Source organism: Massilia scottii, assembly GCF_030846495.1.
Taxonomy (GTDB): Bacteria; Pseudomonadota; Gammaproteobacteria; order Burkholderiales; family Burkholderiaceae_D; genus Telluria_A; species Telluria_A violaceinigra.
The window spans coordinates 226,911-253,303 of the sequence record NZ_JAVCWM010000006.1 but is presented as its reverse complement, the minus strand read 5'-3'; the positions used below and the strand labels follow the sequence as shown (position 1 = coordinate 253,303).

Genomic DNA, 26,393 nt, shown 5'->3' with positions numbered 1-26,393 from the left:
AACTTTAAGTTCTTTTGAGAAAATATTGTCAAATGTTAACTGAATAAGACAGTGTACATTTTCAACTTGACATTTTTTCTAGTACGTACGGCGCGCTCTCGCTTCCTGCTGGAAGCAAAAGCGCGCAGCACTGTTGCGTGACGGCTTACGCCTTCGGCAGCTTGGCCAGCTGCTCGCGCAGTTTTTCTATCGTGGCCGAGAAATTGACCAGACGCTCTTTTTCCTGCGCAACCACCGCCTCAGGCGCGCGCGCCACGAAGCTTTCGTTGCCCAGCTTGCCGTTCACCTTGGCGATCTCGCCTTCGATGCGGGCGATTTCCTTCGCCATGCGCTCGCGTTCCGCCGCCACGTCGATCTCGACCTTGAGCATCAGCTTGGTCGCGCCCACCACCGCCACGGCCGCCGGCGACTCCGGCAAGGTGTCGACGATGTTCACTTCCGACAGCTTGCCCAGGGTCTGCACATAAGCGGCATAGCTTTCCAGGCGCGCGCGGTCGGCGGCATCGGCCGCTTCCACGATCAGCGGCACGCGCATCGACTCCGGCAGCTTCATCTCACCGCGCAGGGTACGGGTGCCATCGGTCAGCGCCTTGAGCTGGCCCATCCACTCTTCCGCGCGCTCGTCGATGAGCGCGGGATTAGCTTGCGGATACGGCTGCACCATGATCGAGTCGCCGGCCGGGTTGAGCTGCTTGCCCGCCAGCGGCGCGACGGTCTGCCACAGCGTTTCGGTCACGAACGGGATGATCGGATGCGCCAGGCGCAGGATCACTTCCAGCACGCGCAGCAGCGTATTGCGGGTGGCGCGCTGCTGGCCTTCGCTGCCGTGCTGGATCTGTACCTTGGCCATTTCCAGGTACCAGTCGCAGTAGTCGTACCACACGAACTTGTGGATGGCCGAGGCGATGTTATCGAACCGGTAGTCGTCGAAGCCCTTGATCACTTCCATTTCGGCGCGCTGCATGGTCGACAGAATCCAGCGGTCGCCCTGCGACAGGTCGGCATCGGCCGGCACGCTGCAATCCTTGTCCTGGGTGTTCATCAGCACGAAGCGGGTGGCGTTCCACAGCTTGTTGTTGAAGTTGCGGTAGCCCTCGGCGCGGCCCAGATCGAAATTGATGTTGCGGCCCAGCGAAGCGTAGCTGGCCATCGTGAAGCGCACCGCATCGGTACCGTAGGCCGCGATCCCTTCCGGGAATTCCTTGCGCGTGGCTTTGGCGATCTTTTCGGCGTCGCGCGGATTCATCAAGCCGGTGGTGCGCTTCTCGACCAGCGCTTCGACGTCGATGCCGTCGATCAGATCGATCGGGTCGAGCGTGTTGCCCTTCGATTTGGACATTTTCTGGCCGGTCGAATCGCGCACCAGGCCATGCACGTACACGGTCTCGAACGGCACCTTGCCGGTGAAGTGCGCGGTCATCATGACCATGCGCGCAACCCAGAAGAAGATGATGTCGAAGCCCGTCACCAGCACCGACGACGGCAGGAAGGTCTTCAGGTCGACCGTCTCTTCCGGCCAGCCCATGGTGGAGAAGGGCACCAGCGCCGACGAGAACCAGGTATCGAGCACGTCGTCGTCGCGGCGCAGCGGCGCCGTCACGCCGGCCGCCAGCGCCTTGGCCTTGGCTTCTTCCTCGGTCTTGGCGACAAAGATATTGCCGGCGTCGTCGTACCACGCCGGAATCTGGTGGCCCCACCACAGCTGGCGCGAGATGCACCAGTCCTGGATGTTGTTGAGCCACTGGTTGTAGGTGGTGTTCCAGTTCTCCGGCACGAACTTGATCTCGCCCTGGGCGACTTTGTCGAGCGCCACTTCGGCGATCGATTTACCCGGGAAGAAAGTGCCTTCCGGCGCCGGCTTGGTCATGGCGACAAACCACTGGTCGGTCAGCATCGGCTCGATGACCACGCCGGTACGGTCGCCGCGCGGCACCATCAGCTTGTGCGGCTTGACTTCCTGCAGCAGCCCTTGCGCATCGAGGTCGGCCACGATCTTCTTGCGCGCCACGAAACGGTCCAGGCCACGGTAAGCCTCGGGCGCTTCTTCGTTCATCTTGGCGTCGAGCGTCATCACGCAGATCATCGGCAGCTTGTGGCGCTGGCCGACCGCATAATCGTTCAGGTCGTGCGCCGGGGTGATCTTCACGCAGCCGGTGCCGAAGGCCTTGTCGACGTATTCGTCGGCGATGATCGGGATTTCGCGCTCCGTCAGCGGCAGCTTGAGCATCTTGCCGACCAGCGCCTCGTAACGCTCGTCGGTCGGATCGACCGCCACGGCGACGTCGCCGAGCAGCGTTTCAGGACGCGTGGTGGCCACCGTCAGGTGGCCGCTGCCGTCCGCGAACGGATAGCGGATGTACCACATCGAGCCGTCTTCTTCTTCCGACACCACTTCCAGGTCCGACACGGCGGTGCCCAGTTTCGGGTCCCAGTTCACCAGGCGCTTGCCGCGGTAGATCAGGCCCTGCTCGAACAGACGCACGAAGACGTCGGTGACAACTTTCGAGCGCGGTTCGTCCATCGTGAAGTATTCGCGCGACCAGTCGGGCGAGGTACCCATGCGGCGCATCTGGCCGGTGATGATGTTCCCCGACTTCTCTTTCCATTCCCAGACTTTTTCGACGAACTTTTCGCGGCCCAGGTCATGGCGCGAGATTTTCTGCGCGTCGAGCTGGCGCTCCACCACGATCTGGGTGGCGATGCCGGCATGGTCGGTGCCCGGGACCCAGGCGGTATTGAAGCCGCGCATGCGGTAGTAGCGGGTCAGGCCATCCATGATGGTCTGGTTGAACGCATGGCCCATGTGCAGGGTGCCGGTGACGTTCGGCGGCGGCAGCTGGATGCAAAACGACGGCTTGTCGGCGTCGGTGGTCGCGGCGAAGTAGCCGCGTTTTTCCCACTCCGCGCGCCAGTATCGTTCAATGTCGGCGGGCTCGAAAGATTTGTCTAATTCCATGGTTTGTCGTGTATTTTTGCGAAAACGTTCATTATAGAGGACTGCCGCCAGGCCGCAGCCGGGAATACCGGCCGGCCTGGCCGCGGACAGTTATTGCGCCGCGGCGCGCTGGCGCAGCGCTTCCAGGGTCTTGGGCATGCTGCCACGGCTCATGCTGTCGACGATCCAGCCCAGTCCCATCGGCACCGGACCCGGATCGGTGTACACCATGTACTTGACGACGGTCTTGGTTTTGTCCGCGGCGTTCGGTGCCAGCAGCCAGAAACCGGTGGTGTCGGCGATCGCTTCCTCGGCCTTCACGCCTTCCCAGGGCAGCATTTTCCACGACAGCTGGCAATGATAGGCGGTCACCTTCGGCTCCATGCGCAGGCGGTACTTCTTGACCTTCCCGAGCGGGAGCTTGAGCGTCATGTCGACCTGCGCCGCGTCATCCTTGCGCAGCACCGCCACCTTCTCGACGTTGGGCATGAAGCTCGGGTAGGCCGCGTAATCCTGGATCATCGCGCACAGCTTCGGCACGGGGGCGTTGATGATGGTGGCGGCCATGAAGGCCTTGCCGGGCTGGCCGGGCTTGCTGACGTCGGCGAGGGAGACCACCGTCTCGGTCAGTTTGGCGGTGTCGATGCCGGGGTCCGCGTAAGCGCCGGCGCAGGCGGCGGACAGCGCCGCGCACAAGAATAGTCTGGTCGTGGTCATGAGGCTTTTTTCGATGTTGGTCACGGTGTTGGTCAAATAGGTGGCGTTCATGGCAACCGGTCCGCGTGCGCTCATGCCGGCTGCCCCAGCACCTGGGCCAGGACAGCGCCGGCCGCATGCGGGCGGCCCAGCGCACGCGCACGTTCGCCCATGGCGGCCAGCTGGCCGGGATGCGCCAGCAGATGGGCGATGCGGTATTCCAGCGTCGGGCCATCGACCGCCTTGAGTGCCACGCCCTGTTCGAGCAGGTAGTCGGCGTTGCGCTCCTCCTGCCCCGGAATCGGCGAATTGACGATCATCGGCAGGCCCATGGCCAGGCATTCCGAACTTGTCAGCCCGCCCGGCTTGGTGATCACCAGGTCGGCGCAGGCCATCAGGCGCTCCACGTGATTGGTAAAGCCCTGCGCCAGCAGGCGTCCCGGAAAGCGCGCTTCGAGCAGCTTGAGCGCGGCCAGTGCCTTGGCGTTCTTACCGGCCAAGACGATCAGCTGGAAGGTACCTTCGAGGCTCAGCAGGCGTTCGGCCACCGTCTCCAGGCTGCCCAGGCCCGCGCCGCCGCCCATCAGCAAGAAGGTGGTGGTGTCCGGGTCGAGTCCGAAATCGCGCGCGCAGGCGGCGCGTTCCGGCACCTGCCCGAAGGCCGGCATGATCGGAATGCCGGTCACGTGGATGCGTTCCGGCGCAATGCCGCAGCGCCGCATGCGGTAGGCGACTTCCTCGTTGCCGGCGAAGTAGCCGGCCATGTTCTCGTGCACCCACATGCGGTGCAGGTCGAAGTCGGTCACCTGCACCCACACCGGGCAGGTGAAGCCGCGCTTGCGGATCGCGCGCGCCAGAATCTCGGCCGGCAGGAAGTGGGTGCAGACGATGGCGTCCGGCCGGGCATCCTCGATGGCCTGCATCAGCGCGCGCGTGTTGAGGCGCTCCAGGCCGCGCCGCAACTGCTGCATGGTGCTGTCCGGGCGCGCATCGTTGCTGGCCTGGTACAGGTAGCCCCACAGCGCCGGCGCCTTGTTGACCAGCTTCAGATAGAACTCGGTGTACATCTTGCGAAAGCCGGACGTCACGTAATCCATCACGTCCAGGTGGGTGGCCTCGATGCCGCCCGGCGCCGCCGCCGCGTGGGCGCGGATCGCTTCGGCCGCGCGCATATGGCCGGCGCCGGCGGAAACGCTTAACAGCAAAATCTTTTTCGTCATACTTGCCCGGAGATGGTAGGGGCGCCAGGCGCCCCGGATAAACAAAAGTCTATCAGCGTACCATCTCCGCAAGGTCCGGCGTCAGATCAATTCCCGCAACCCATCAACTTGATGCGGTCGTAGGCGGCCTTTGCCTGCACCAGGCCAAAGCCGTACCTGGTGTCGCGTCCCGCCGTGCCCAGGTCGAGCGCGCTCTTGCCGAGCGAGGTGCGGATCTGGGCGCCGCTGCAGGTCGGGAAGTAGCTCCACACCAGCGCCGCCACCGCCGACACGTGCGGGGTCGCCATCGAGGTGCCGTCGAAGTAGGCGTAGCTGGCCGGCTTGACCGCCACCGTGGCGCTCTGGCCCAGCTGGGTCTTGAGCTGCGCGCCCTCGGTGCTTGATGCCGACACCGATGGAATGAGCGTGGCCGTGCCGACCGTGCCGGTAAAGGCGCCGGCCACGTTGTTGTACACGACCGCGCCCACGCCCCCGCTGTTCTGGCAGTTGGCGACCTTGGTGGCGAAATCGATGCTGCCGCGCGCGATCAGGCACACCTTGCCCGAGACGGCGGCGTTGACCTTGTCGCCCAGGCCGAAGTCGGCCAGCGGCGCGCTGGCCGTTTTCACGGGCGAGCCGTCCATCGACCCTGGCGCATACACGGTGGCGCCCACGGTCAGCGACGGCGTTGAGCCGCTGTTCATCGGTACGGTCGAGAGTACGCCCACGCCAGGGCCGGAAATTTCGACCTTGCTGTTGTACTGCGAGAAGCTGGCCCAGGCCTTGTTCTCGTCCAGCGCGCCGACCATCATCACGCTGCTGTAGCCGGCCGGGTAGGAGATCACCGTGTTGCCATCGTTGCCCGCCGCGGCGATGCTGAGCACACCCTTGGCGGCCAGCGCATCGAAGGCGCGCTGCTCGGTCTTGCTGGCACGCCCGCCGCCGAGCGACATGCTGATCACGTTGGCGCCGGCGCTGCCGCACTTGTTGGCGGCCGTCGCCAGGGACGAGGAATAGGCCCAGCCAGCGGCGCCGAACACCTTCACGATGTGCAGTTTCAAAAGCCGGTTGGCGTTCACGCCCACCACGCCGGTGCCGCTGTTGTTGATGGCCGCGACCGTGCCCGCCACGTGCGTGCCATGATGGTTTTCGTCGGTGTACCAGTTGCCGGTGCCGGCATCGTATTCGCCGGCGACGCTGTTGGCGCTCAGGTCTTCGTGGGCGCGGTCGTAGCCGGAATCGATGATGCATACCTTGCGGTTGGCGGCGTTCGCGTCCGGCAGCAGGTCGGCCTGCACCAGCTTGATCCCGTAGGGCACCAGCTGGCCGGTCGCGTAGGGCGTGCCGGTCGACGCCGACGTCAGGGCAAACGCCTTGCGCACCACGTCTTCCTCGATGTACTCGACGTTCGGATTGCGCAGCAGTCCGTTCAGGGCCTGGGCCGGCACCTCGATCGCCATCGCATTCATGCCGTGGATCTCGTGCTTGACCGCACCGTGAGCGCCCGACACCGCCGCCTTGACGATGGCCGCCTTGCCCGGCTTGAACGCGACGATCACGCGGGTCGTGTCCGCCGCCGCGGACGCATGCGTGACGACGCCGACTGCGACGGTGGCCAACAATAGTTTGACCGCGCTGGCGATGGGGGACATTTCAGGCTTGGTATGCATCATGGCAGTTCTCCGGAATGATCGTTTCAAAGGTGCCGCAGGCGTTGGTGACTGGCGTGCCCATGGGACCAGAAATTAAGTGTATTGGGAAACGATTAGAGCAATCAAACAAGTTGTTTTGCGCGTCATGCAACTGTTGTTTTGTACCGAAAATCACGATTCCTGCCGTGCGCTCACTGCCGGATGTGAGAATTGGTGATATTGTTTTGCGCCTCACACTGCAATCATGTGGCCGGAACGGCAATCGTGTCAGGCATGCCATCCGCGCTCCACGATTGTTCAGTGTCCCACTCCGGTGCGCGCGGGTCTTGTGGCAGATCACTGCGCCGGACGTGCCGAAAAAGCCATCTTGTCCGGCCGATCAACAGGTATAATGACGCTCGCTGCCGCAAGGCGGCACACGCTAGGGGTCCTGCAAGTCGCTGAGCGACGCGCGGGTGAGAAACACCCTCTGAACCTGATCTGGATAATGCCAGCGAAGGGAAGCCAGTGAGTTCCATGGATGCGCCGTCACGGCTGCCATCCCGGCCGCTCCTACTCCTTTGCTGGCTCCTGCACGCAATGGAGCCACATGAACGCACCGCTTAAAACCCCGCTCAAATTCGATTCGGCCACCGCCACGGTGGACGAAGCCGCCATCGCGCCTTTCCCGAATTCCCGCAAAGTCTATGCCCAGGGCAGCCGCGCCGACCTGCGCGTGCCGATGCGCGCCGTCAGCCAGTCCGATACCGCCGCCTCGTTCGGCGCCGAACCGAATCCGCCCGTGTATATATATGACACGTCCGGCCCGTACACCGATCCGGAAGCGCAGATCGACATCCGCTCTGGCCTCGGTACCCCGCGCCTGCCGTGGATTCTGGAGCGCGGCGACACCGAGGAACTGGCCGGCCCCAGCTCGGCCTACGGCCAGGCGCGCCTGGACGATCCGGCGCTGGCCGCGCTGCGCTTCCAGCTGCAGCGCACCCCGCGCCGCGCACTGGCCGGCGCCAACGTGACGCAGATGCACTACGCGCGCCGCGGCATCATCACGCCCGAAATGGAATACGTGGCGATCCGCGAAAACCTGCGCCGCCAGGAGTACTTGCAGGAGCTCGAAGCGTCCGGCCCGATGGGCAAGCGCAGCGCCCAGCTGCTGGGCCGCCAGCATCCGGGCCAGTCGTTCGGCGCCAGCATCCCGGACACCATCACCGCCGAATTCGTGCGCGAGGAAATCGCGCGCGGACGCGCCATCATCCCGGCCAACATCAACCATCCGGAAGTCGAGCCGATGATCATCGGCCGTAATTTCCTGGTCAAGATCAACGCCAACATCGGCAATTCGGCCGTGACCTCGTCGATCGGCGAGGAAGTCGAAAAAATGACCTGGGCGATCCGCTGGGGCGCCGACAACGTCATGGATCTGTCGACCGGCAAGCACATTCACGAAACGCGCGAATGGATCATCCGTAACAGCCCGGTACCGATCGGCACCGTGCCGATTTACCAGGCGCTGGAAAAGGTCAACGGCAAGGCCGAGGACCTGACCTGGGAAATCTTCCGCGACACCCTGATCGAACAGGCCGAGCAAGGCGTCGATTACTTCACCATCCACGCCGGCGTGCTGCTGCGCTACGTGCCGATGACGGCCTCGCGCCTGACCGGCATCGTCTCGCGCGGCGGCTCGATCATGGCCAAGTGGTGCCTCGCGCATCACAAGGAATCGTTCCTGTACACGCACTTCGAAGACATCTGCGCCATCATGAAGGCTTACGACGTCTCGTTCAGCCTGGGCGACGGCCTGCGTCCCGGTTCGATCTACGACGCCAACGACGAAGCCCAGCTGGCCGAACTGAAGACCCTGGGCGAACTGACCCAGGTCGCCTGGAAGCACGACGTGCAGGTCATGATCGAAGGCCCGGGCCACGTGCCGATGCAGCTCATTAAAGAGAACATGGACCTGCAGCTGGACCAGTGCGGCGAAGCGCCGTTCTACACCCTGGGACCTTTGACGACCGACATCGCGCCCGGCTACGACCACATCACCTCCGGCATCGGCGCGGCCATGATCGGCTGGTACGGCACCGCCATGCTGTGCTACGTCACGCCCAAGGAACATCTGGGCCTGCCGAACAAGGATGATGTCAAGGATGGCATCATCACCTACAAGATCGCGGCCCACGCAGCCGACCTGGCCAAGGGCCATCCGGGCGCGCAGATCCGCGACAACGCGCTGTCGAAAGCGCGCTTCGAGTTCCGCTGGGACGACCAGTTCAACCTGGGCCTCGATCCGGACAAGGCGCGCGAATTCCACGACGAGACCTTACCGAAGGATTCGGCCAAGGTGGCGCATTTCTGCTCGATGTGCGGACCGCATTTCTGCTCGATGAAGATCACCCAGGAAGTACGCGACTACGCCGCCACCATGAACGTGAGCGAGCAAAGCGCGCTGCGCCAGGGGATGGAAGTGAAAGCCATCGAATTCGTGCGCCAGGGCGGTGAGCTCTATAAAAAGGTGTGACCGTGATCGAGATCGAGGTGAATGGCGAGGCACGGCGCGTGGCGCCGGGCGCCTCCTTGCTCGACCTGGTCGAGGAACTTGGCCTGCCGCCCGGGCAGGCCATGGCGCTGGCGGTCAACCGCCAGGTGGTGCCGCGCCAGCAATGGCCGCAACGCGCGGTGCTGGCGCTGGACAAAATCGAGATCGTGCGCGCCATCGGCGGCGGCTGACAGATAAGGAATCGACAATGAACATGAACGATAACAACGGGGACGGCAACGACGTCCTCACCATCGCAGGCAAAACCTACCGTTCGCGCCTGCTGGTCGGCAGCGGCAAATACCGCGACCTGGCGCAAACGCGCGAGGCGACCGACGCCGCGCAGGCCGACATCGTCACCGTGGCGATCCGCCGCGTGAATATCGGCCAGGACCGCAACGCTCCCAGCCTGCTGGACGTGCTGCCGCCCGACCAGTACACGATCCTGCCCAACACGGCCGGCTGCTACAACGCGAAAGACGCGGTGTACACCCTGCAGATGGCGCGCGAGCTGCTGGGCGGACGCAATCTGGTCAAGCTCGAAGTGCTGGGCGACGAAAAGACCCTGTTCCCGCACATGCCCGAAACGCTGATCGCGGCCGAAGCGCTGGTCAGGGACGGCTTCGACGTCATGGTCTACTGCAGCGACGATCCGATCCAGGCGCGCCTGCTGGAGGAAATCGGCTGCGTGGCGGTGATGCCGCTGGCGTCCCTGATCGGCTCGGGCATGGGGATTCTCAATCCCTGGAACCTGTCCCTGATCATCGAGCAGGCCAAGGTGCCGGTGCTGGTCGACGCCGGCGTGGGCACCGCGTCGGACGCGGCGATTGCCATGGAACTGGGCTGCGACGGCGTGTTGATGAACAGCGCCATTGCCGGCGCGCGCGATCCGGTGCGCATGGCCGGCGCCATGCGCCTGGCGGTGCAGGCCGGGCGCGAAGCCTTTTTGGCCGGACGCATGCCCAAGCGCTTCGCCGCCGTGCCGTCCTCGCCGGTGGCCGGCAAAGTCGCGTGACAGGGCAGGGTGCGTTCATGCCGACGGTGCTGGTGTTCGCCGGACTCGATCCGTCGGGCGGCGCCGGCATCGCCGCCGACCTGACCGCGATCGCGGCCCAGGGTGCGCACGCGCTGCCGGTGGTCACCGCGCTGACGGTGCAGGACCATAACCGCGTCCACGACGTGGTGCCGGTCGATTGCGCCCTGCTCACGCGCCAGGCGCAGGCACTGATCGACACGGTCGAGGTCAAAGCCGTCAAACTCGGCATCCCCGGCAACCGCGCCAACGCCGAGGCGATTGCCGCGCTGATCGTGCAGCTGCGCCAGCGGATTCCCTCGCTGCCGGTGGTGCTCGACCCGGTGCTGGCCAGCGGCCATGGCGATGCGCTGGCGCGCGGCGACGCCCTGGCGGCGCTCATGCCCCTGCTGGCCGTGGCCACGCTGGTGGTGCCGAACCTGCGCGAAGCGGCCGCCCTTGGCCGGGTGGCGTGCCCGCATTTGCTGGTCACCGGCGGCCATGGCGAGGGTCCCGATGTCGTCAACCGCTGGCGCAGCGAAGGGCACGAACAGGAATGGCGCTGGCCGCGCCTGCCCGGCGAATTCCATGGCAGCGGCTGCACCCTGGCGGCGGCGATTGCCGCCCGCCTGGCGCTGGGCGAATCGATGTCTGACGCCCTCGAACGCGGCCAGTCCTATACCCATCAAAGCCTGGCGCAATCGTTCGCGATCGGCCCCGGGCAGCGCATTCCACGGCGCCTACCTTCCTTACTATGACACTGAAAGCGACACTCCCCATGCGCGGACTTTACCTGGTCACCCCCAACTGGGACGATACCGAACGCCTGCTCGACTGCACCCGCGCCGCCCTCGATGGCGGAGTGGCGCTGGTCCAGTACCGCCACAAGGACGCCAGCCCGGATCTGCGCCGGCGCCAGGGTGCGGCGTTGCTGGCGCTGTGCCGCCGCTACGGCCGTCCGCTGGTCATCAACGACCACCTCGACCTGTGCCTGACCTTGGGCGCCGACGGCGTGCACGTGGGCGGCACCGACGCCTCCGTGGCGCAGGTGCGCGCCGCCCTGGGACCCGGCAAGATCGTCGGCGCCTCCTGCTACGGCGACCTGGAACTGGCGCGCGCGGCCGAACGCGATGGCGCCACCTACGCGGCCTTCGGCGGCTTCTATCCATCGCCGGTCAAGCGCTACAGCTTCACCACCGCGCCGGATATTTTGCTGGAAGCGCGCAGCCAGATCGCGCTGCCGCTGGTCGTCATCGGCGGCATGACGCCGCGCAACGCCGTGCCGCTGGTCGAACGCGGCGCCGACATGGTGGCGGCGATTACATCGGTCTATGGCAGCGCCGATCCGGGCGCTAGCGCGCGCCAGTTCGATGCCTTGTTCGGCGCGCAGCGGAAAACGTGCGCGAACGTGACCGGGGCCGTATAATCTTTTTACACTTCCCCATAGCGTAAAAGGACTTCCGTGCCAACTTCCGCCCCTGTCGCGAAACGCCGCATCCTCATCGTCGACGACGATCCGCTGCTCCTGCAGTTTCTCAATGAAGTCATCGGCCATGCCGGCTACGACACGGTGACCGCGTCGTCCGGCGAAGAAGCGCTGCAGCAGATCGTCGCGGGCGAGCCGGACATGGCGCTGCTCGACATCACCATGCCCGGCATGACCGGGCTGGAACTGGCGCACCACCTCAAGACCCACACCACGGTGCCGTTCATGTTCCTGTCGGCCATCGGCGACAGCGAATCGAGCAAGCAGGCAGCCGCCTACGGCGCGCTCGGCTACCTGGTCAAGCCGGTCGACGCCGAGCGCCTGATGCCAGCCTTCGAGGCGGGTCTTGCGCGCGCCGACGATATCCGCCAGCTGCGCCGCACGGAACTGAACCTGAACGCCGCCCTGGCCGCCGGACGCGAAACCAGCCTGGCCGTGGGCTTGTTGATGGGCAAATTCCAGACCGACCGCAACACCGCCTTCGAGGTGCTGCGCGACCATGCGCGTTCGAGCCGGCGCAAGATCAACGAAGTGGCGGACCAGTTGCTGGCCGCCGAAGAAACGTTGAACAGTTTGCATGCCGGTTTTGCCAGTCGTCTCAAATCGAAGTGATGCGACGCGAAGGCGTTGCGTGTTGCGGACGCTTTCAAAATAAAAATCTTGCACACTGTTCCCGTAGAGCAAAACTTTGCTACACTTGGTGCTGTGACTTGCATTTCTTCACATAGTTTGTAGCGCGACTGAGCCCTGACCCGCTCCTGTCCGCCCCTGTTCAGCGCCGCCTTTCCCCTGCGGCCGATAGATGTTTTCGGCCCAGCTCCGCCGATTGTTCCCCTGATGTCGCCACGCTTGCGCTATTGCCGCGCCGTGCGATGCAGGATGTCGATCGAAACGGTTCAGAAAGGAGGTCGTCATGAAAGCGACCGCTAATTACAAACTCTGCATTTCCGACGCTGGCCCGCAAGTGGTCGCCAAAGAGCGCCGCACCTTGTTTTCCCACACCCCGCGGCGGCGCGAGGTCGGTTTCGCCTTTATCCCCCTGGACGCCGAGGCACCGCGCGTGACCGCGCCCTTGATGGACGCGGCGCTGGTGCTCGGCTGCGCGAGCGATGCCGGCCCGGGCGACCATGAGGGCTGCGCTCGCAATGTGCCGCGCGTGCTGCATATCGACAGCGATGAAAAGACCGCGCTGGTGCTGGCCACCCTGTTGCAGCCGGAAGCGCGCGTGACTCACGTGACCACCATCGCCGAGGCACGCCACCTGCTCGGCACGCAACTGTATTCGCTGGTGGTGCTCGATCCCGGCCTGTCCGACGGCGACGGCCGCGCGCTGCTGCCCGAGCTGCTGACGACGCCCCTGCTGGTGTACTCGGCGCGCCTGCCCGACGCGCGCGACCCGGTGCGCGCCTTCCTGCCCAAGCCATGGACCTCGCCGCGCCAGCTGTGGAGCACCATTTCGACCATGCTCGGGATTGCGCCCGGCATGACGGCGGGGGACTAGGCATGGTCACCGGCATGAACAACGGCCTCAAGACCATCCTGTACGTCGAAGACGACCTGCACGTGCGCACCACGGCCAAGCTGGTGCTGGAGGTGATCGGCAAATTCGAGGTGCGCGACTGCGGCTCCGGGCGCGAAGCGCTGCTCACCGCCATGGATTTCAAGCCCGACCTGATTTTGCTGGACGTGATGATGCCCGAACTGGACGGCCTCGCCACCCTGGCCATGCTGCGCCGCATGCCGCACCTGGCCGAGACGCCGGCACTGTTCGTGACCGGCCTGACATCGGAGGCGGACGTGCGGCGCTATGCCGAGGCGGGGGCGATCGGAGTCATTCCCAAGCCCCTGATGCCGCTGCGCCTGACCGGCCAGCTGCACTCGCTGTGGGAGCAGCACGCGCTTGCCGCGGCTTGAACGGAAGATGCACGCTTGGTTCCAGCTTGATATGATGGCGGAAGTGCGCCCGCGCGGCGCGATCCGATCATCTGAGGGACAGGAACAACATGAAAACCAAGGCAGCGATTGCATGGAAGGCGGGCCAGCCGCTGACGATTGAAGAAGTCGACCTGGCAGGCCCGCGCGAGGGCGAGGTGCTGGTCGAAATCAAGGCCACCGGCATCTGCCACACCGATTACTACACGCTGTCGGGCGCCGATCCGGAGGGGATTTTCCCCGCCATTCTCGGACACGAAGGCGCCGGCGTGGTGGTCGACGTGGGCCCTGGCGTGAAGAGCCTGAGCAAGGACGACCACGTCATCCCGCTGTACACCCCCGAATGCCGCCAGTGCAAATTCTGCCTGTCGCAAAAAACCAATCTGTGCCAGTCGATCCGCTCGACCCAGGGGCGCGGCCTGATGCCCGATGCGACCAGCCGCTTCTCGATCGACGGCAAGCCGATTTTCCACTACATGGGCACATCGACCTTCTCGAACTACATCGTGGTGCCCGAGATCGCGCTGGCCAAGGTGCGCTCGGACGCGCCGTTCGACAAGATCTGCTACATCGGCTGCGGCGTCACCACCGGCGTGGGCGCGGTGTTGTTTACGGCCAAGGTGGAAGCGGGCGCCAACGTGGTGGTGTTCGGCCTGGGCGGCATCGGCCTGAACGTGATCCAGGCGGCGAAAATGGTCGGCGCCGACAAGATCATCGGCGTGGACCTGAACCCCGAGCGCGAAGCGATGGCGCGCAAGTTCGGCATGACCCACTTCATCAATCCGTCCAAGGTGGAAAACGTGGTCGACACGATCATCCAGCTGACCGACGGCGGGTCGGACTACAGCTTCGAATGCATCGGCAACGTGACCACCATGCGCCAGTCGCTCGAATCGTCGCACAAGGGCTGGGGCCAGTCGATCATCATCGGCGTGGCGGCGGCGGGGCAGGAGATTTCGACCCGTCCGTTCCAGCTGGTCACGGGCCGTGTATGGAAAGGCTCCGCGTTCGGCGGCGCGCGCGGGCGCACCGACGTGCCCAAGATCGTCGACTGGTACATGGAAGGCAAGATCAATATCGACGACCTGATCACGCACCGCCTGCCGCTCGAACGCATCAACGAAGGCTTCGACCTGATGAAGAGCGGCGAGTCGATCCGCTCGGTCGTGCTGTACTGACGCCGCTACCGCCGCTACCGCCTTTGCGCAAGCGGCGCCATGCCATGTTGCTCATCGGCAGCGGGCCTGCCCGTTGCCGCTCCCGTCCGCGCCGCCTTGCCGGCGCACACTTGCGCTTCCCCCCAGCAAGCTGGCGCCTCCTTGGCGCGCCATAAGGTCCGGCCTGACGCCGATCATGCATTGAGTCCTGTCGCGGAACTATATTGAACTTCCCCGGGGTGTCGTTTCACCCGTAGCCATGCAGCTAGCACCCCATGTTCCACGTTGTGCTTCTTCTTGTGGAGGTTTCAAATGGATCCCAAAGTATTTCATGATCTGGTCGCGAAGGCAAAAGCCGATCCCGCGTTTTTCCATCAATTGATTTTCAGCCCGGAAAAAGTGATAGACCAGGTCGCCGACCTTGACCGCCGGGCGAAAGGTGCCCTGGTGGGCCAGGATCCGGCAGCCCTCATTGCCAGCGCACTGGGCGTGCTTCAGCGCTGCGGCAATACCTGTTCGAGCAGCTGCGACAACACCTGTGGCGGCAGTTGCGGCTACACCACCAACCTGACCGCCGAGGCGGCGATTGCCGCCCCCGGGGTGAACTATTTCTCGGGCATCCGGAGCGAGCTGGCACGCTGCGGCAACACCTGTTCGAGCAGTTGCGACAACACCTGCGGCGAAAGCTGCGGCTACACCACCAATTTCACCGATCTCGGTGGCGTCATCATCAATCCGGCCAACCCTTGGAGCCGTTGATCCGCGCACGCATTAGCGCAGCAATGTGAGGCGTCACGCCGGTCCGGCGCCTCACATTGCTTTCGGCGTCCCGCCGCTTCACCAAGGAGCCCGCCATGGACAGAACGACTCTCGCCCGACTCGTCGGCGACTTGCGCGGCGACGCGCAACTGTTTCATACCTTCCTGTCCGATCCCGATGCCGCGTTGGGATCGCTGACCTACCTCGACGAGGCAACGCGGCGCGCGATCGGGGCCATTGATCCGCAAGCGTTCATCGCCGATGCCACTGCCCTGCAAGACAGGGCCGCCGCCCTCTGCGGATGCACCGGCAGTGCCTGCTACATCACCTGTTATGCCACCTGCCGAATAAGCACCTGCGGTGCCAGCTGCGGCGAGACCGTCAACTTGCCGGCCGGATCGGCCGCGCGCATGCCGGCTGCCCCCAACCCCGGCAGCACCCCGTTCGCCCGGCTGGTCGGCGACTTGCGCGACAACGAGCAACTGTTCGATACCTTCATCGCCGATCCGGATGCGGCCATGGGCACCTTGCCTTACCTCGATAGCATCGGCGGCGGCAGGCTGCGCGCGCTCAGCCCACGGCCGTTCGGCACGTCGGTCGCCAGGCTCCCGGGCGGAGACCTCGCCCTCGGCGCATGCGGCCCCCAATACACCTGTTCCTGCACCTCGTACACCTGCGACGGCGTGACCTGCGGCGGTTCCACCTGCGACGTCACGTGCACCGCTACAAGTTGCGGCAACACCTGCGGCGACAGCTGCGGCTTCACCACGAACATCGACGCCCGCTACCTCGGCCTTGACCTCTGGCGCAACGAACGCGCGCGGGCCGCCGGCCAGGTCTGGGATGACGCCTACCTCGTCTGGAAATGAGCCACCACATGAATCCATCAATTGACAGCGCGCTGCCGAACAGCACTTCCTATCTGGACCACCTGCACGATTGGGGCCTGTCGCCCGAGATCGGCGGCGTGTGGCTCAAGGTCGACCGCACCGACCGCGTGCAGGGCTGGAAACTGCACGTGTCCGGCGTTCCGGCCGAGGCGCACGCCCTGCTCGACGCCATCATTCCCGTCTTGCGGGCCCGCCAGGTGCCATTCAAGATCGCCAGGGACGCCACCATCCTGGGACTGCTCAACGAAGGGAACCTGGGCGCCACCCAGGTCGGCAAATTCTGCACCATCTACCCCGCCAGCGATGTCGATGCCAGCGCGCTCGCCATGCAGCTGGTACAGGCGACCGAAGGCTTCAACGGCCCCGTGATCACGTCGGACATGGCCCTCGGTAATCTGGTGTATGCGCGCTACGGCGGCTTCAACACCATCGTCGAGCGCGACCTGCTCGGCCAGCACCACCTGTACATCAGGGGCGCCGACGGCGACCTGATTGCCGACGCCTACACCCAGCCTTTCGTGCCGCCATCCTTTGTCGCCTGCCCGTTCGCCCCCCCGGTCGCGCCGGCGGCGGCACCGGCCGATGCCCAGAGGCCGAGTGGTCCGGCCACGTTCGGGCCCGGCTATGTGCTGGTCGACGTCATCAAGCATCATGCCAAAGGCAATGTCTACCTGGCCATCCTGGCGCGCTCGCAGGACAGCGTGGCCGGCAGGGTGATCAAGGAAGGGCGCAAGCACTGCCTGTCGGACATCCATGGACGCGACATCCGGGTACGCCTGCAACGCCAGGGCGCCATCCACGCGCAGGTGGGCGGCATGGTGCCGGTGCCCGCGTGCGACCCGTACTTCGAGGTCGACGGCAACGGCTATTTGCCGATGGCCTTCCTGCCTGGCGCCGACCTGGAAACGGTGGTGCAGGCGAGCCTGAAGCGCGGTCCCTGGAGCGCCGCCGGCCACCAGGACAAGCTGCGCCTGCTGGACGCCTTGCGCCAGCTGGTCGACGCGGTGCAAGGGCTGCACTGCGCCGGGTTCGTGCACCGCGACCTGAGCGTGTCGAACGTCTGGCTCGGGGACGATGGGAAAACCTGGCTGCTGGACCTGGAGATTGCGCAGCATGTGGGCGACTGCGCTCCGGTGTTCGGCAAGGGCACGCCGGGCTTCATGGCGCCGGAACAGGAAGCGGGCGCCGCGCCCGCGTTCGCGCAGGATATCCATGCGACGGCGGCGCTGATCCTGTTCGCCCTGACCGGCCTCGATCCGCGCCGCACCCTGTTTGCGCGCGGCGAATCGCGCGTGCGCAACCTGCGCCACCTGACCGCATCGGTGCCCGACGCGCTGCTGGCGGTGGTGCTGGCCGGCCTGGACGACGATCCGCTGGCGCGCCCCGCGCTGGCCGCGTTCGGGCGGCAGCTGGCCGCTTACCAGGCCAGCCTGTGCGCCGGTGCCGCGCCCGCTGGCGCGCCGCAGCAGCACGACTTCGCAGCCTGCGCCCGGGGCGCCGGACTGGGCCTGCTGCGGCACGCCTTCCGCGACCCGCAATCGGGCCTGTGGCTGTCGGCGGGCCTGTCCAATTCCGCGGGCGGGCAGGAACAGGCTTCCTCGTACGAACTGCGGCGCGGCGCCAACCGCGGCGTTGCGGGCGTGGTGTACGCGCTCGCGCGTCTTGGCCGCGCCGGCATCGCCATCGACGGCGCCGCCCAGGCCGTGGACCAGGCCGTGGCCTGGCTGCTGTCGGACGCCCGGACGCCCGACCACGGCATGCCCGGCCTGCATTTCGGCGACGCCGGCGTGGCCGTCTGCATCGCCGAAGCGGTGCGCGCCAGGCTGATCGCACCGACGCAGCGCATCGACGACTGGATGGCCCGGGTGTTCGACGCGCCCATCGCCTGGCCCGACGTCACGCACGGCGCGGCGGGGCAGGGCCTGGCCGCCCTCATGTGCGCGCACAGCCTTGGCACGGACGCTCCGCTGGCCATGGCGCAGCGCTGCGCGCGCTACCTGGCCGAGTCCCAGGCGGCCGACGGTTCCTGGGTCATGCCCGAGGGGGTGCCCGGCATGTCCGGCGAAACCCTGAGCGGTTTTGCCCACGGCGTGGCCGGCATGGTGTTCTTCCTGCTCGAGCATGGCGAGCGCTTTGGCGACGCCAGCAGCCGCGCGGCCGCCAGCCGTGGCCTGCGCTGGCTCGGACAGCATGCGCTGCCGGCCGACGGGGCGGCGGCGCTCCAGTGGCGCTACAGCGACCGCCAGGGCGCCGTCTGGAACTGGTGGTGCCATGGGGCGCCCGGCATCGCGCTGACCTTCCTGCGCGCGTACCGGCTCACCAACGATCCGGCGGCGGCGCAGCTCGCGCGGCGCGCGCTGGACGGCATCGATCCCGCCCTGCGCGCGCCCAACCTCACCATCTGCCATGGACTGGGCGGCCTCGGTGAAATCTTGCTGGAAGGCGCCGAGGCGCTGGGCGAGCCGGCCTATCGCGACAAGGCCGCCGCGCTGGCGGACACCATCCTGCACCTCGGGCACCGTTGCGCCGATGGGAGCCTGATCTGGCTGTCGGAAGACCCGGTGGCGCCGACCGCGGACCTGATGGTCGGCATGGGCGGCATCGCGCACTTTCTGGCGCGTTTGAGCGGCGCCGGCAAGGGATTGAGTTTTCCTTTGCTGCCGTAATCGCTGTGCAAGCCGGCGTTGCCGCATCAACGCCGGCTTGCGTCCATCCGGCGCGCGCGCCAGCGACCTCCTTCGGTCGCCTGTTCCCCCGAATCGACCGCCCATCGCCTGCCGCTGGAGCATGTTCCGCCTTCCTCCTACAGTACCGTCAGCACGCCGCGCCCGCGGCCGCCCTCAAAGTAGAAAAATAGTTCTAGACAAAATTATCTAGATATTTTATTCTACATTGGACTATTGACGGAGAGACAAATGCACGCAGGAACCCACCCATGAACGACATGCTCGCCGTTATCGTGCCCAGCCTGGGCTGGGCGCTGCTCGATTTTGTGTGGCAGGGAGCGTTGATCGGCTGCCTCGCCGCCATGGTGCTGGGATTGCTGCGCGCTGCGCGTCCCCAGCTGCGCTACGCCGTCGGCTGTGCCGCGCTGCTGCTGTGCGCCGCCTTGCCGCTGGCCGGCACGGTGCAGCGCGTGCTCGATGCGCAGGCGCTCACGACCATGCTGCCGCTGGCCGCCGCCGGCATGCCGGAGATACCAGGCGGCGCGCCCATCCTGGCGGCGCAGGTCGCGACATGGGAGCCGGTGCTGCAGCAGCGCCTGCCCCTGCTGATGTTTTTCTGGAGCTGCGGCGCCGGCCTGCTGGCGCTGCGCCTGATGCTGGGCCTGGCCTGGGTACGGCGCCGCAGCCAGCCGGGCCGGTTTGCGCACAACGCCGCCTGGCAGGCGAGGGTGGACCGGCTGGCGCTGCGTTTCGGCGTGGCGCGCCAGGTCGCGCTGGGGCTGGTGGACGACTTGCCCAGCCCGGTCACGGCCGGCTGGTGGCGCCCGGTGATCCTGGTGCCGGCGTCGCTGGTGAGCGGCATGCCGCCCGACCTGCTCGAAGCCTTGCTGGCGCACGAAATGGCGCACATCAAGCGCTTCGATTACCTGGTCAACCTGATTCAAAGCGCGATCGAAATCGTGCTGTTCTATCACCCGGCGGTGTGGTGGTTGTCGCACCGGGTGCGGATCGAGCGCGAACAGATTGCAGATGATTTAGCAGCAAGCATGCTCGGCGAACCGCGGCGTCTGGCGCTTGCATTATCCGAACTGGACCGGTTCCAGTTCTCCACACCTCAACTCGCCCATGGGGCTCACGGAGGAAATCTTATGTCCCGCATCAAACGCCTGGTACGCCCGGATACCGAACCGCTCAACTGGAAAATGGCGCTGCCGATACTCGGCCTGTCGGCCGCCTGCGCCGCCTTCTATGCCAACGCGCAGACAGCGCCGCTACCGCTTGCCAAAACCGCGCGCATCGATAGTGCGCAGGCGATCCCTCCGGTGCCGCCGGTGCCCCCGGCGCCGCCGGCCGCTCCCGCGGCATCGATGGATATGCCGGTACCGCCGGTGCCACCCATGCCACCCATGCCGCCGCGTCCTCCCGTGACCATCACCAAGGGCGCCGGCGAGATGTCGTATGCGCTGGTGCAGGGCGCCGAGCGCAAGGGCATGCTCAGTGGCGACAGCCGCGATGTCGACGACATCGACGCCGCCAAGCACACCGTCAAGGGCGACTTCCTGTGGTTCCGCCAGGGCGGCAAGGCTTACGTGGTGCAGGACCCTGCGCTGATCGCCAGGGTGACCGACGCCTATGCGCCGCTCAAGCGCCTCGGCGAGCGGATGGACGTGCATGGCAAGGAGATGGAAAAGCACGGCAAAGTGGTCGAACAGCTGGGCCGCGACATGGAGCGCACTGTGGGCGCCAATCGGCCCGACGACGCCGAAACGCAGCGCATCACCGGCCTGATCGTGGCGCTGGCGTCTCAGCAGGGCCGCTTGCAGCGCGACATTGTGCTGCTTGAGCGCCGGATCGACGACGCCAGCGGGGCCGCGCGCACGCAGTTATCGGGCAAACGCGACCAGCTCAACGTCAAGCTGGGCGACATCGAACGCCAGCTCGACCAGCAGCACGCGCAGTTGGAGCGCCAGCACGCCAAAATGGAGGTGGCGCGCGCGCCGATGGACGCCATCGGCAGGCAGATGAAAGAAGCCGGCAAACCGATGGACGCGCTGGGCAAGCAGATGAATGTACTGGGCCGGGAAATGGACCAGCAAGCCAAAGCGGCGGAGCGCGTGATGCGCGAGGTGCTGCGCGACGCCGTCGCCAGGGGCCTGGCGCGGCCGCTGCCAGGGAATCGCGCGGGCTGAGCTGTCTGACTATTTTGGCAAATAGCCAAAAATGTCGAATGTGCAATGATATAGAATGGCGGCTCCGGCGATGCGCCGGGGTTGCCACTCCATCTGACCGTTAAGGGAATCATGAAAAAATTTGTCGGCGTTTTTGTCGCGGCCGCTGCCGTCCTGTGTGCTGCTCCATCGCGCGCCGCGCCGGTCGATATCAAGGGGCGCTGGATCATTGACCTGGCGCCCATGGTGGCGGAGATGAAAGCGAAGAAGGCGCCGGCGAAAGCGATCGCGTCGATGGAAGAGACCTTCCGCGGCGGCATCATGACCATCGATGCGAAGGCGGTCAAGCTCACCGTCGCCGGCTATGACGACCGGCATCCCATGATCTTGAAGTACAAAGTAGTCGGGACCAGGGATGACTGCATGGCGCTGCTCGTGGATGGCTCACCGCGTCCCATTGCCTACTGTCTGGTGGCCGGCGGCATGCAGGTCAAGGACCCCACCGCCGGCATGACCCAGTTCTACCGGCGCCATTGAGCACGCAGCGACGAAGGGGCTGCGATCTGTTAACTTAATTGCATGTCGATTGTACAATGGATTAGAATCAGGCTTCCGGTCGCGCAGGAAGCGCTACCACCATCGACTCACCGTTAAGGAAAACATGAACAAAGCTCTACGCGTTGGTTTTGCGGCCATTGCCGTGCTGTGCGCCGCCCAGTCGCATGCCGCCCCGGTCGACATCAAGGGAAGCTGGGAGATCGACCTGGCCCCGATGCTCGAACAGGCGAAGAAAAATAACGCCCCGGCCGAACAGCTTGCGCAGCTCGAGCGCAGGTTCCAGGGCAGCCAGATGGTGATCGACGCAAAAACGATCACGCTCTCGCTGGCCGACAGCGTCGCCCAGCCGATGACCTATGAGTACAAGGTCGCCAAGACCGTCTCGAAGAAAGCCAACTGCGTCAGCCTGAGCATCGATGCCTTGCCGGCGCCGCTGGACTACTGCATCAACGATGGTGCCCTGTCCGTCAACGATCCCACCAGCGTGCTGGTGTCGGTCTACCGCCGCAAATAAAGAATGAAGCAAAAGTAATAAAGCCCGCGACACGGGCTTGACCTTTGCGATTACGCGTGTAATCATAAGTGATCGATTACACGTGTAATTAATAAAGGGAGTGGCGCATGGAACAACAAGCGGGCGCGATCAGCGACGCCGAGTCGAAGGTCATGGAAGTGCTGTGGCAGGCTGGCCGCGCCATGCCGGCCGAAGATATCGTGGCTGCGCTCGTGAGTGGCCACGAGTGGCGGGAAGCGACCGTCAAGTCGCTGCTCAACCGGCTGCTCAACAAGGGTGCGGTCAGCGCGCAGAAGGACGGCCGCCGCTATCTCTACACGGCGGTGCTCAAGCGCGAGCACTGGCTCACCAGCGAAAGCAAGGGCATGCTCGATCGCCTGTTCGGCGGGCGCATTGCGCCGCTGGTGGCCCATTTCGGCAAGCACCGCAAACTGAGCAAGACCGACATCGCCGAGCTCAAACGCCTGATCGGAGAGCTCGACGATGATCAATAGCCTGCCCGATCTGCTGCTGCGCCTGACCATCTGCGCCAGCGCGGCCATTGTGCTGCTGCTGCTGGTGCGCCGCCCGCTGCGCCGGCGTATCGACGCCCGCCTGGCGTACCAGGCCTGGCTGATCGTCCCGCTGGCCATGACCGCCGCCGCGCTGCAGCCCTTGTTCGCCGCCCCGGTAGAGGCGCTGGTGCTGCTGCCGGCGTTCGGCCCTGCGGGGATCGCGACCGGGGCGGTCAGCGCCGCCCATCCTGGTTTCACCGGGTGGCTGCTGCTGGCATGGGCTTGCGGCGCGCTGGCCACGCTGGCCCTGTTTTGCCTGAGCCACCGCGCCTTCGTGCGCAGCCTGGGCACACTGACCGTGCGCGGCGGCCTCGCCTACGCCGCCCATACGGCTGGCGGGCCGGCCCTGCTCGGATTGTGGCGCCAGACGATCGTGGTGCCGGCCGATTTCGAGCAGCGCTACAGCGCCGCCGAACAGGCGCTGATCATCGCCCACGAGCAGGTCCACGCGCAGCGCGCCGATGCCGCCGCCAACACCTTGCTGGCGCTGATGCAATGCGCCCTCTGGTTCAACCCCCTCGTGCACCTGGCCGCGCCGCGCTTTCGCTTCGACCAGGAACTGGCCTGCGACGCGCTGGTGATGCAGCGCCATCCGGCCCGGCGCCGCGCCTATGCCGGCGCGATGATGAAAACCCAGGCCGGCGCGAGCGTCACGCCGTCCGTCTGCCACTGGCAATCCTGCCACCCACTCAAGGAGCGCATCATGCATCTGCAGCAAACCTCACCAACCCCTTCGCGCCGCATGGCAGGGCGCATGCTGGTAGCGGCGCTGGCCGCCGTCACCGTCTTCGGCGCCCTGGCCGCACGCGCCGAGTCCACGCCCGGCTACGCAGTGGCCATGACGCTGCGCGTCGGGACCGACGCGGCGCCGCAGAACGTCCACATTCTCACGCCGGCGGACTTTTCGGTGCGCTCGGGAGAGGGCGAGAGCGCGTGGACCGGCGATTTTTCGATTACCGCGGCCGGCCCCGACCAGGTGTTCATCCGCAGCAAAATCAGCCAGAACGGCAAGCTGGTGAGCGAACCGGGCACGCTGGCACGCCTGGGCGCCAGCAGCGGCATCAAGATTGCCGGCGCCCAGGGCAAGCCCGGCCTGGCGCTTGAATTGACGGTCACGCCGGCGGCCCAGGCCGTGCCCGGCGCCTGACAAGGCCCGTTCGCCAGCGAAACCGCCGCCGTCCGGCGGCGGCACGCCGGTATAATCACGGTATGCAAAATCTCCTCCATAACCTCAATCCCGAACAACTCGCCGCCGTCACCCTGCCACCGCAGAGCGCCCTGATTCTTGCGGGCGCCGGCTCCGGCAAAACGCGCGTGCTGACGACCCGCATCGCCTGGCTGATCCAGACCGGCCAAGTGTCGCCGTCCGGGATCATGGCGGTGACGTTTACCAACAAGGCAGCGAAGGAAATGCTGACCCGCCTGTCCGCCATGCTGCCGGTGAGCACGCGCGGCATGTGGATCGGCACTTTCCACGGCCTGTGCAACCGCTTCCTGCGCACCCATTACCGCGATGCCGCGCTGCCGCAAACCTTCCAGATCCTCGATTCCCAGGATCAGTTGTCGATGATTAAGCGTTTGCTGAAAGCGAACAATATCGATGACGAAAAGTATCCGGCCAAGAACCTGATGTATTTCATCAACAACGCCAAGGACCAGGGCTTGCGCGCCAACCGGGTCGAGGCGCACGACCCGATCGAACGCAAGATGGTCGAGTTGTACGAACTGTACGACAACCAGTGCCAGCGCGAAGGCGTGGTCGATTTCGCCGAACTGCTGCTGCGCGCCTACGAACTGCTCGAACGCAACCAGCCGCTGCGCGAGCATTACCAGGCGCGCTTCAAGCACATCCTGGTCGACGAGTTCCAGGATACCAATGACCTGCAATACAATCTGCTCAAGCTGCTGGCGGGGCAGGGCCAGCAGGTGGCCGGCGCGCTGTTCGCCGTGGGCGACGACGACCAGAGCATTTACGCCTTCCGCGGCGCCAATGTGGGCAACATGAGTGCCTTCGAGCGCGAATTCCGGGTCGAGAACCTGATCAAGCTGGAGCAGAACTACCGCTCGCACGGCCACATCCTCGACAGCGCCAATCACCTGATCGCCAACAACAGCAAGCGCCTGGGCAAGAACCTGCGCACCGATGCCGGCCACGGCGAGCCGGTGCGCATCTACGAAGCCTCGTCCGACCTGGAAGAGGCCCAGTGGATCATCGAGGAAGCCAAGAGCCTGATGGCCGAGGGTTCCTTGCGCCGCGAAATCGCGATCCTGTACCGCTCCAATGCGCAGTCGCGCGTGATCGAGCACGCCCTGTTCGCGGCCGGCCTGCCCTACACCGTGTACGGCGGCCAGCGCTACTTCCAGCGTGCCGAAGTCAAGCACGCCATCGCCTACTTGCAGCTGATGGACAATCCGCACAACGATTCGGCCTTTTTACGCGTTGTCAATTTCCCCACGCGCGGCATCGGCATGCGCTCGATCGAAGCGCTGCAGGCGGCCGCCGAACAGTACGGCATTTCGCTGTACGCGGCGGTGCCTTACGTGGCCGGCAAGTCCGGCTCTTCGCTCAACAGCTTCGTGAAACTGGTCGAAGGGGCCCGCTTCGAGACCCAGCAACTGGCGCTGCCCGAAACGGTGCGCGTGGTGCTCGAGGCCAGCGGCCTGCTGCAGCACTACCAGAACGAAAAGGAAGGCGCCGACCGCATCGAAAATCTGGAACAGATGGTCAATGCCGCCACCCAGTTCGTGCAGGAAGAAGGCTTCGGCCAGGGCGCCCCGGCTTACATGGGACCGAAGACGCAGGCCAGCGCCGGCGAGCTGATTTTGAATGGCGACGGCACCGAGATCATCGACGCCGACATCGCGCTCAACACCATCATGTCGCCGCTGTCGGCGTTTCTGTCGCACGCCTCGCTCGAAGCGGGCGACGCCCAGGCCCAGGCCGGGCAGGATGCGCTGCAGCTGATGACGGTGCACTCGGCCAAGGGCCTCGAATTCGACGCCGTGTTCATCACCGGCCTGGAAGAAGGCTTGTTCCCGCACGAAAGCAGCTCGCGCGAAATGGATGGCGTCGATGAAGAACGGCGCCTGATGTACGTGGCCATCACGCGCGCGCGCAAGCGCCTGTACATGAGTTTTACGCAAACGCGCATGCTGCACGGCCAGACCCGCTACAACATGAAATCGCGCTTCTTCGACGAGCTGCCGGAAGAGGCGCTCAAATGGATTTCGCCGCGCGTGCAGTCGCACTGGTTCGGCAACAAGAAGTCGGCCTGGGATGAGGCCAAATTCAGCAGCGGCGGCTCGGACAACAAGATCGCCCAGCAGATCACGCAGAAAGCGGCCAGCAACGGGCCCGGATGGCGCATCGGCGAATCGGTGGCGCACGCCAAGTTCGGCGAAGGGGTGATTGTCAATATCGAGGGCGGCGGCAGCAATGCGCGCGCCCAGATCAATTTCGGCAAGGCCGGCATGAAAGTGCTCGACCTGTCGGTCGCCAAGCTCGAACGCGTGGCGCGCTAGTCTGGTGCGTCATGAATAATAAGACTGATAGTGTATCCGCGTGTATCTGTCGCAAGGAGGGGAAATCATGCGGGTAGCGATGAAAGTTGAGTTGATCAAAGCGCAGCGCGGTGAGCTAAAAACGCGAGCGTCTGGAAGAACGACCCGGTCCGCGTGACCG

22 protein-coding genes and 1 riboswitch are annotated in these 26,393 nt (G+C 65.4%); of the genes, 18 read left to right on the top strand and 4 right to left on the bottom strand.

Translation table 11 applies throughout. From position 1 onward, the window contains the following. Window positions 1-145 precede the first annotated feature (145 nt). From RBA41_RS10650 to RBA41_RS10635, 4 genes are all read right to left on the bottom strand, one after another. On the bottom strand, window positions 146-2,956 hold the full coding sequence (locus tag RBA41_RS10650) for a valine--tRNA ligase (RefSeq protein ID WP_306623646.1): 2,811 nt from the start codon (window positions 2,954-2,956) through the stop codon (window positions 146-148). Window positions 2,957-3,046: 90 nt separating this feature from the next. After that, window positions 3,047-3,727, bottom strand: a complete 681-nt coding sequence (locus RBA41_RS10645) for an SRPBCC family protein (RefSeq protein ID WP_306623644.1) — start codon at window positions 3,725-3,727, stop codon at window positions 3,047-3,049. Continuing rightward, entirely contained in the window at window positions 3,724-4,851 is a 1,128-nt protein-coding gene (locus RBA41_RS10640) for an MGDG synthase family glycosyltransferase (RefSeq protein WP_306623643.1), read from the bottom strand. The genes RBA41_RS10645 and RBA41_RS10640 overlap by 4 nt, the downstream gene beginning before the upstream one ends. An 86-nt stretch (window positions 4,852-4,937) precedes the next feature. Next, on the bottom strand, window positions 4,938-6,503 hold the full coding sequence (locus tag RBA41_RS10635) for a S8 family serine peptidase (RefSeq protein WP_306623642.1): 1,566 nt from the start codon (window positions 6,501-6,503) through the stop codon (window positions 4,938-4,940). 392 nt (window positions 6,504-6,895) lie between these two features. Beyond that, window positions 6,896-7,001, top strand: a riboswitch (TPP riboswitch). Window positions 7,002-7,071: 70 nt separating this feature from the next. Between RBA41_RS10635 and thiC the strand changes: the two genes are divergently transcribed. From thiC to RBA41_RS10545, 18 genes are all read left to right on the top strand, one after another. Next, complete coding sequence (thiC, locus tag RBA41_RS10630; RefSeq protein WP_306623641.1) at window positions 7,072-8,997, top strand: phosphomethylpyrimidine synthase ThiC; 1,926 nt, start codon at window positions 7,072-7,074, stop codon at window positions 8,995-8,997. Between the two features lie 2 nt (window positions 8,998-8,999). Further along, window positions 9,000-9,206, top strand: coding sequence for a sulfur carrier protein ThiS (gene thiS, locus RBA41_RS10625; protein WP_099882074.1), 207 nt, complete (start codon window positions 9,000-9,002; stop codon window positions 9,204-9,206). A gap of 17 nt (window positions 9,207-9,223) precedes the next feature. Then, the gene (locus tag RBA41_RS10620; protein WP_374709530.1) at window positions 9,224-10,030 is read left to right on the top strand and encodes a thiazole synthase; all 807 of its coding nucleotides are present in this window, start codon (window positions 9,224-9,226) and stop codon (window positions 10,028-10,030) included. Between the two features lie 17 nt (window positions 10,031-10,047). Further along, on the top strand, window positions 10,048-10,785 hold the full coding sequence (thiD, locus tag RBA41_RS10615) for a bifunctional hydroxymethylpyrimidine kinase/phosphomethylpyrimidine kinase (RefSeq protein WP_306623640.1): 738 nt from the start codon (window positions 10,048-10,050) through the stop codon (window positions 10,783-10,785). A 20-nt stretch (window positions 10,786-10,805) separates the two neighbouring features. Continuing rightward, entirely contained in the window at window positions 10,806-11,453 is a 648-nt protein-coding gene (thiE, locus tag RBA41_RS10610) for a thiamine phosphate synthase (protein WP_306623639.1), read from the top strand. Window positions 11,454-11,489: 36 nt separating this feature from the next. Continuing rightward, window positions 11,490-12,125: an ANTAR domain-containing response regulator gene (locus tag RBA41_RS10605; RefSeq protein WP_306623638.1), complete on the top strand. Its 636-nt coding sequence runs from the start codon at window positions 11,490-11,492 to the stop codon at window positions 12,123-12,125. Between the two features lie 301 nt (window positions 12,126-12,426). Further along, the gene (locus tag RBA41_RS10600) at window positions 12,427-13,014 is read left to right on the top strand and encodes a DNA-binding transcriptional response regulator (protein WP_306623637.1); all 588 of its coding nucleotides are present in this window, start codon (window positions 12,427-12,429) and stop codon (window positions 13,012-13,014) included. Window positions 13,015-13,028: 14 nt separating this feature from the next. Next, window positions 13,029-13,427, top strand: coding sequence for a response regulator (locus RBA41_RS10595; RefSeq protein ID WP_306623636.1), 399 nt, complete (start codon window positions 13,029-13,031; stop codon window positions 13,425-13,427). 89 nt (window positions 13,428-13,516) lie between these two features. Beyond that, complete coding sequence (locus tag RBA41_RS10590; RefSeq protein ID WP_099874345.1) at window positions 13,517-14,623, top strand: S-(hydroxymethyl)glutathione dehydrogenase/class III alcohol dehydrogenase; 1,107 nt, start codon at window positions 13,517-13,519, stop codon at window positions 14,621-14,623. Window positions 14,624-14,914: 291 nt separating this feature from the next. Next, entirely contained in the window at window positions 14,915-15,361 is a 447-nt protein-coding gene (locus RBA41_RS10585; RefSeq protein WP_306623635.1) for a hypothetical protein, read from the top strand. A gap of 95 nt (window positions 15,362-15,456) precedes the next feature. Beyond that, window positions 15,457-16,230 (top strand): hypothetical protein, encoded by a 774-nt coding sequence (locus RBA41_RS10580; RefSeq protein ID WP_306623634.1) that lies wholly within the window; start codon window positions 15,457-15,459, stop codon window positions 16,228-16,230. 8 nt (window positions 16,231-16,238) lie between these two features. After that, complete coding sequence (locus RBA41_RS10575) at window positions 16,239-18,917, top strand: class III lanthionine synthetase LanKC N-terminal domain-containing protein (protein ID WP_306623632.1); 2,679 nt, start codon at window positions 16,239-16,241, stop codon at window positions 18,915-18,917. A gap of 269 nt (window positions 18,918-19,186) precedes the next feature. After that, window positions 19,187-21,106: a M56 family metallopeptidase gene (locus RBA41_RS10570; RefSeq protein WP_306623631.1), complete on the top strand. Its 1,920-nt coding sequence runs from the start codon at window positions 19,187-19,189 to the stop codon at window positions 21,104-21,106. A 111-nt stretch (window positions 21,107-21,217) separates the two neighbouring features. After that, window positions 21,218-21,622: a hypothetical protein gene (locus RBA41_RS10565; RefSeq protein ID WP_306623629.1), complete on the top strand. Its 405-nt coding sequence runs from the start codon at window positions 21,218-21,220 to the stop codon at window positions 21,620-21,622. Between the two features lie 124 nt (window positions 21,623-21,746). After that, complete coding sequence (locus RBA41_RS10560) at window positions 21,747-22,157, top strand: hypothetical protein (RefSeq protein ID WP_306623628.1); 411 nt, start codon at window positions 21,747-21,749, stop codon at window positions 22,155-22,157. Between the two features lie 107 nt (window positions 22,158-22,264). Continuing rightward, window positions 22,265-22,651 (top strand): BlaI/MecI/CopY family transcriptional regulator, encoded by a 387-nt coding sequence (locus RBA41_RS10555; protein WP_306623627.1) that lies wholly within the window; start codon window positions 22,265-22,267, stop codon window positions 22,649-22,651. Continuing rightward, window positions 22,641-23,858, top strand: coding sequence for a M56 family metallopeptidase (locus RBA41_RS10550; RefSeq protein ID WP_306623626.1), 1,218 nt, complete (start codon window positions 22,641-22,643; stop codon window positions 23,856-23,858). The genes RBA41_RS10555 and RBA41_RS10550 overlap by 11 nt, the downstream gene beginning before the upstream one ends. Before the next feature lie 62 nt (window positions 23,859-23,920). Then, window positions 23,921-26,233: a UvrD-helicase domain-containing protein gene (locus RBA41_RS10545; RefSeq protein ID WP_306623625.1), complete on the top strand. Its 2,313-nt coding sequence runs from the start codon at window positions 23,921-23,923 to the stop codon at window positions 26,231-26,233. The last annotated feature ends 160 nt before the right edge of the window (window positions 26,234-26,393 follow it).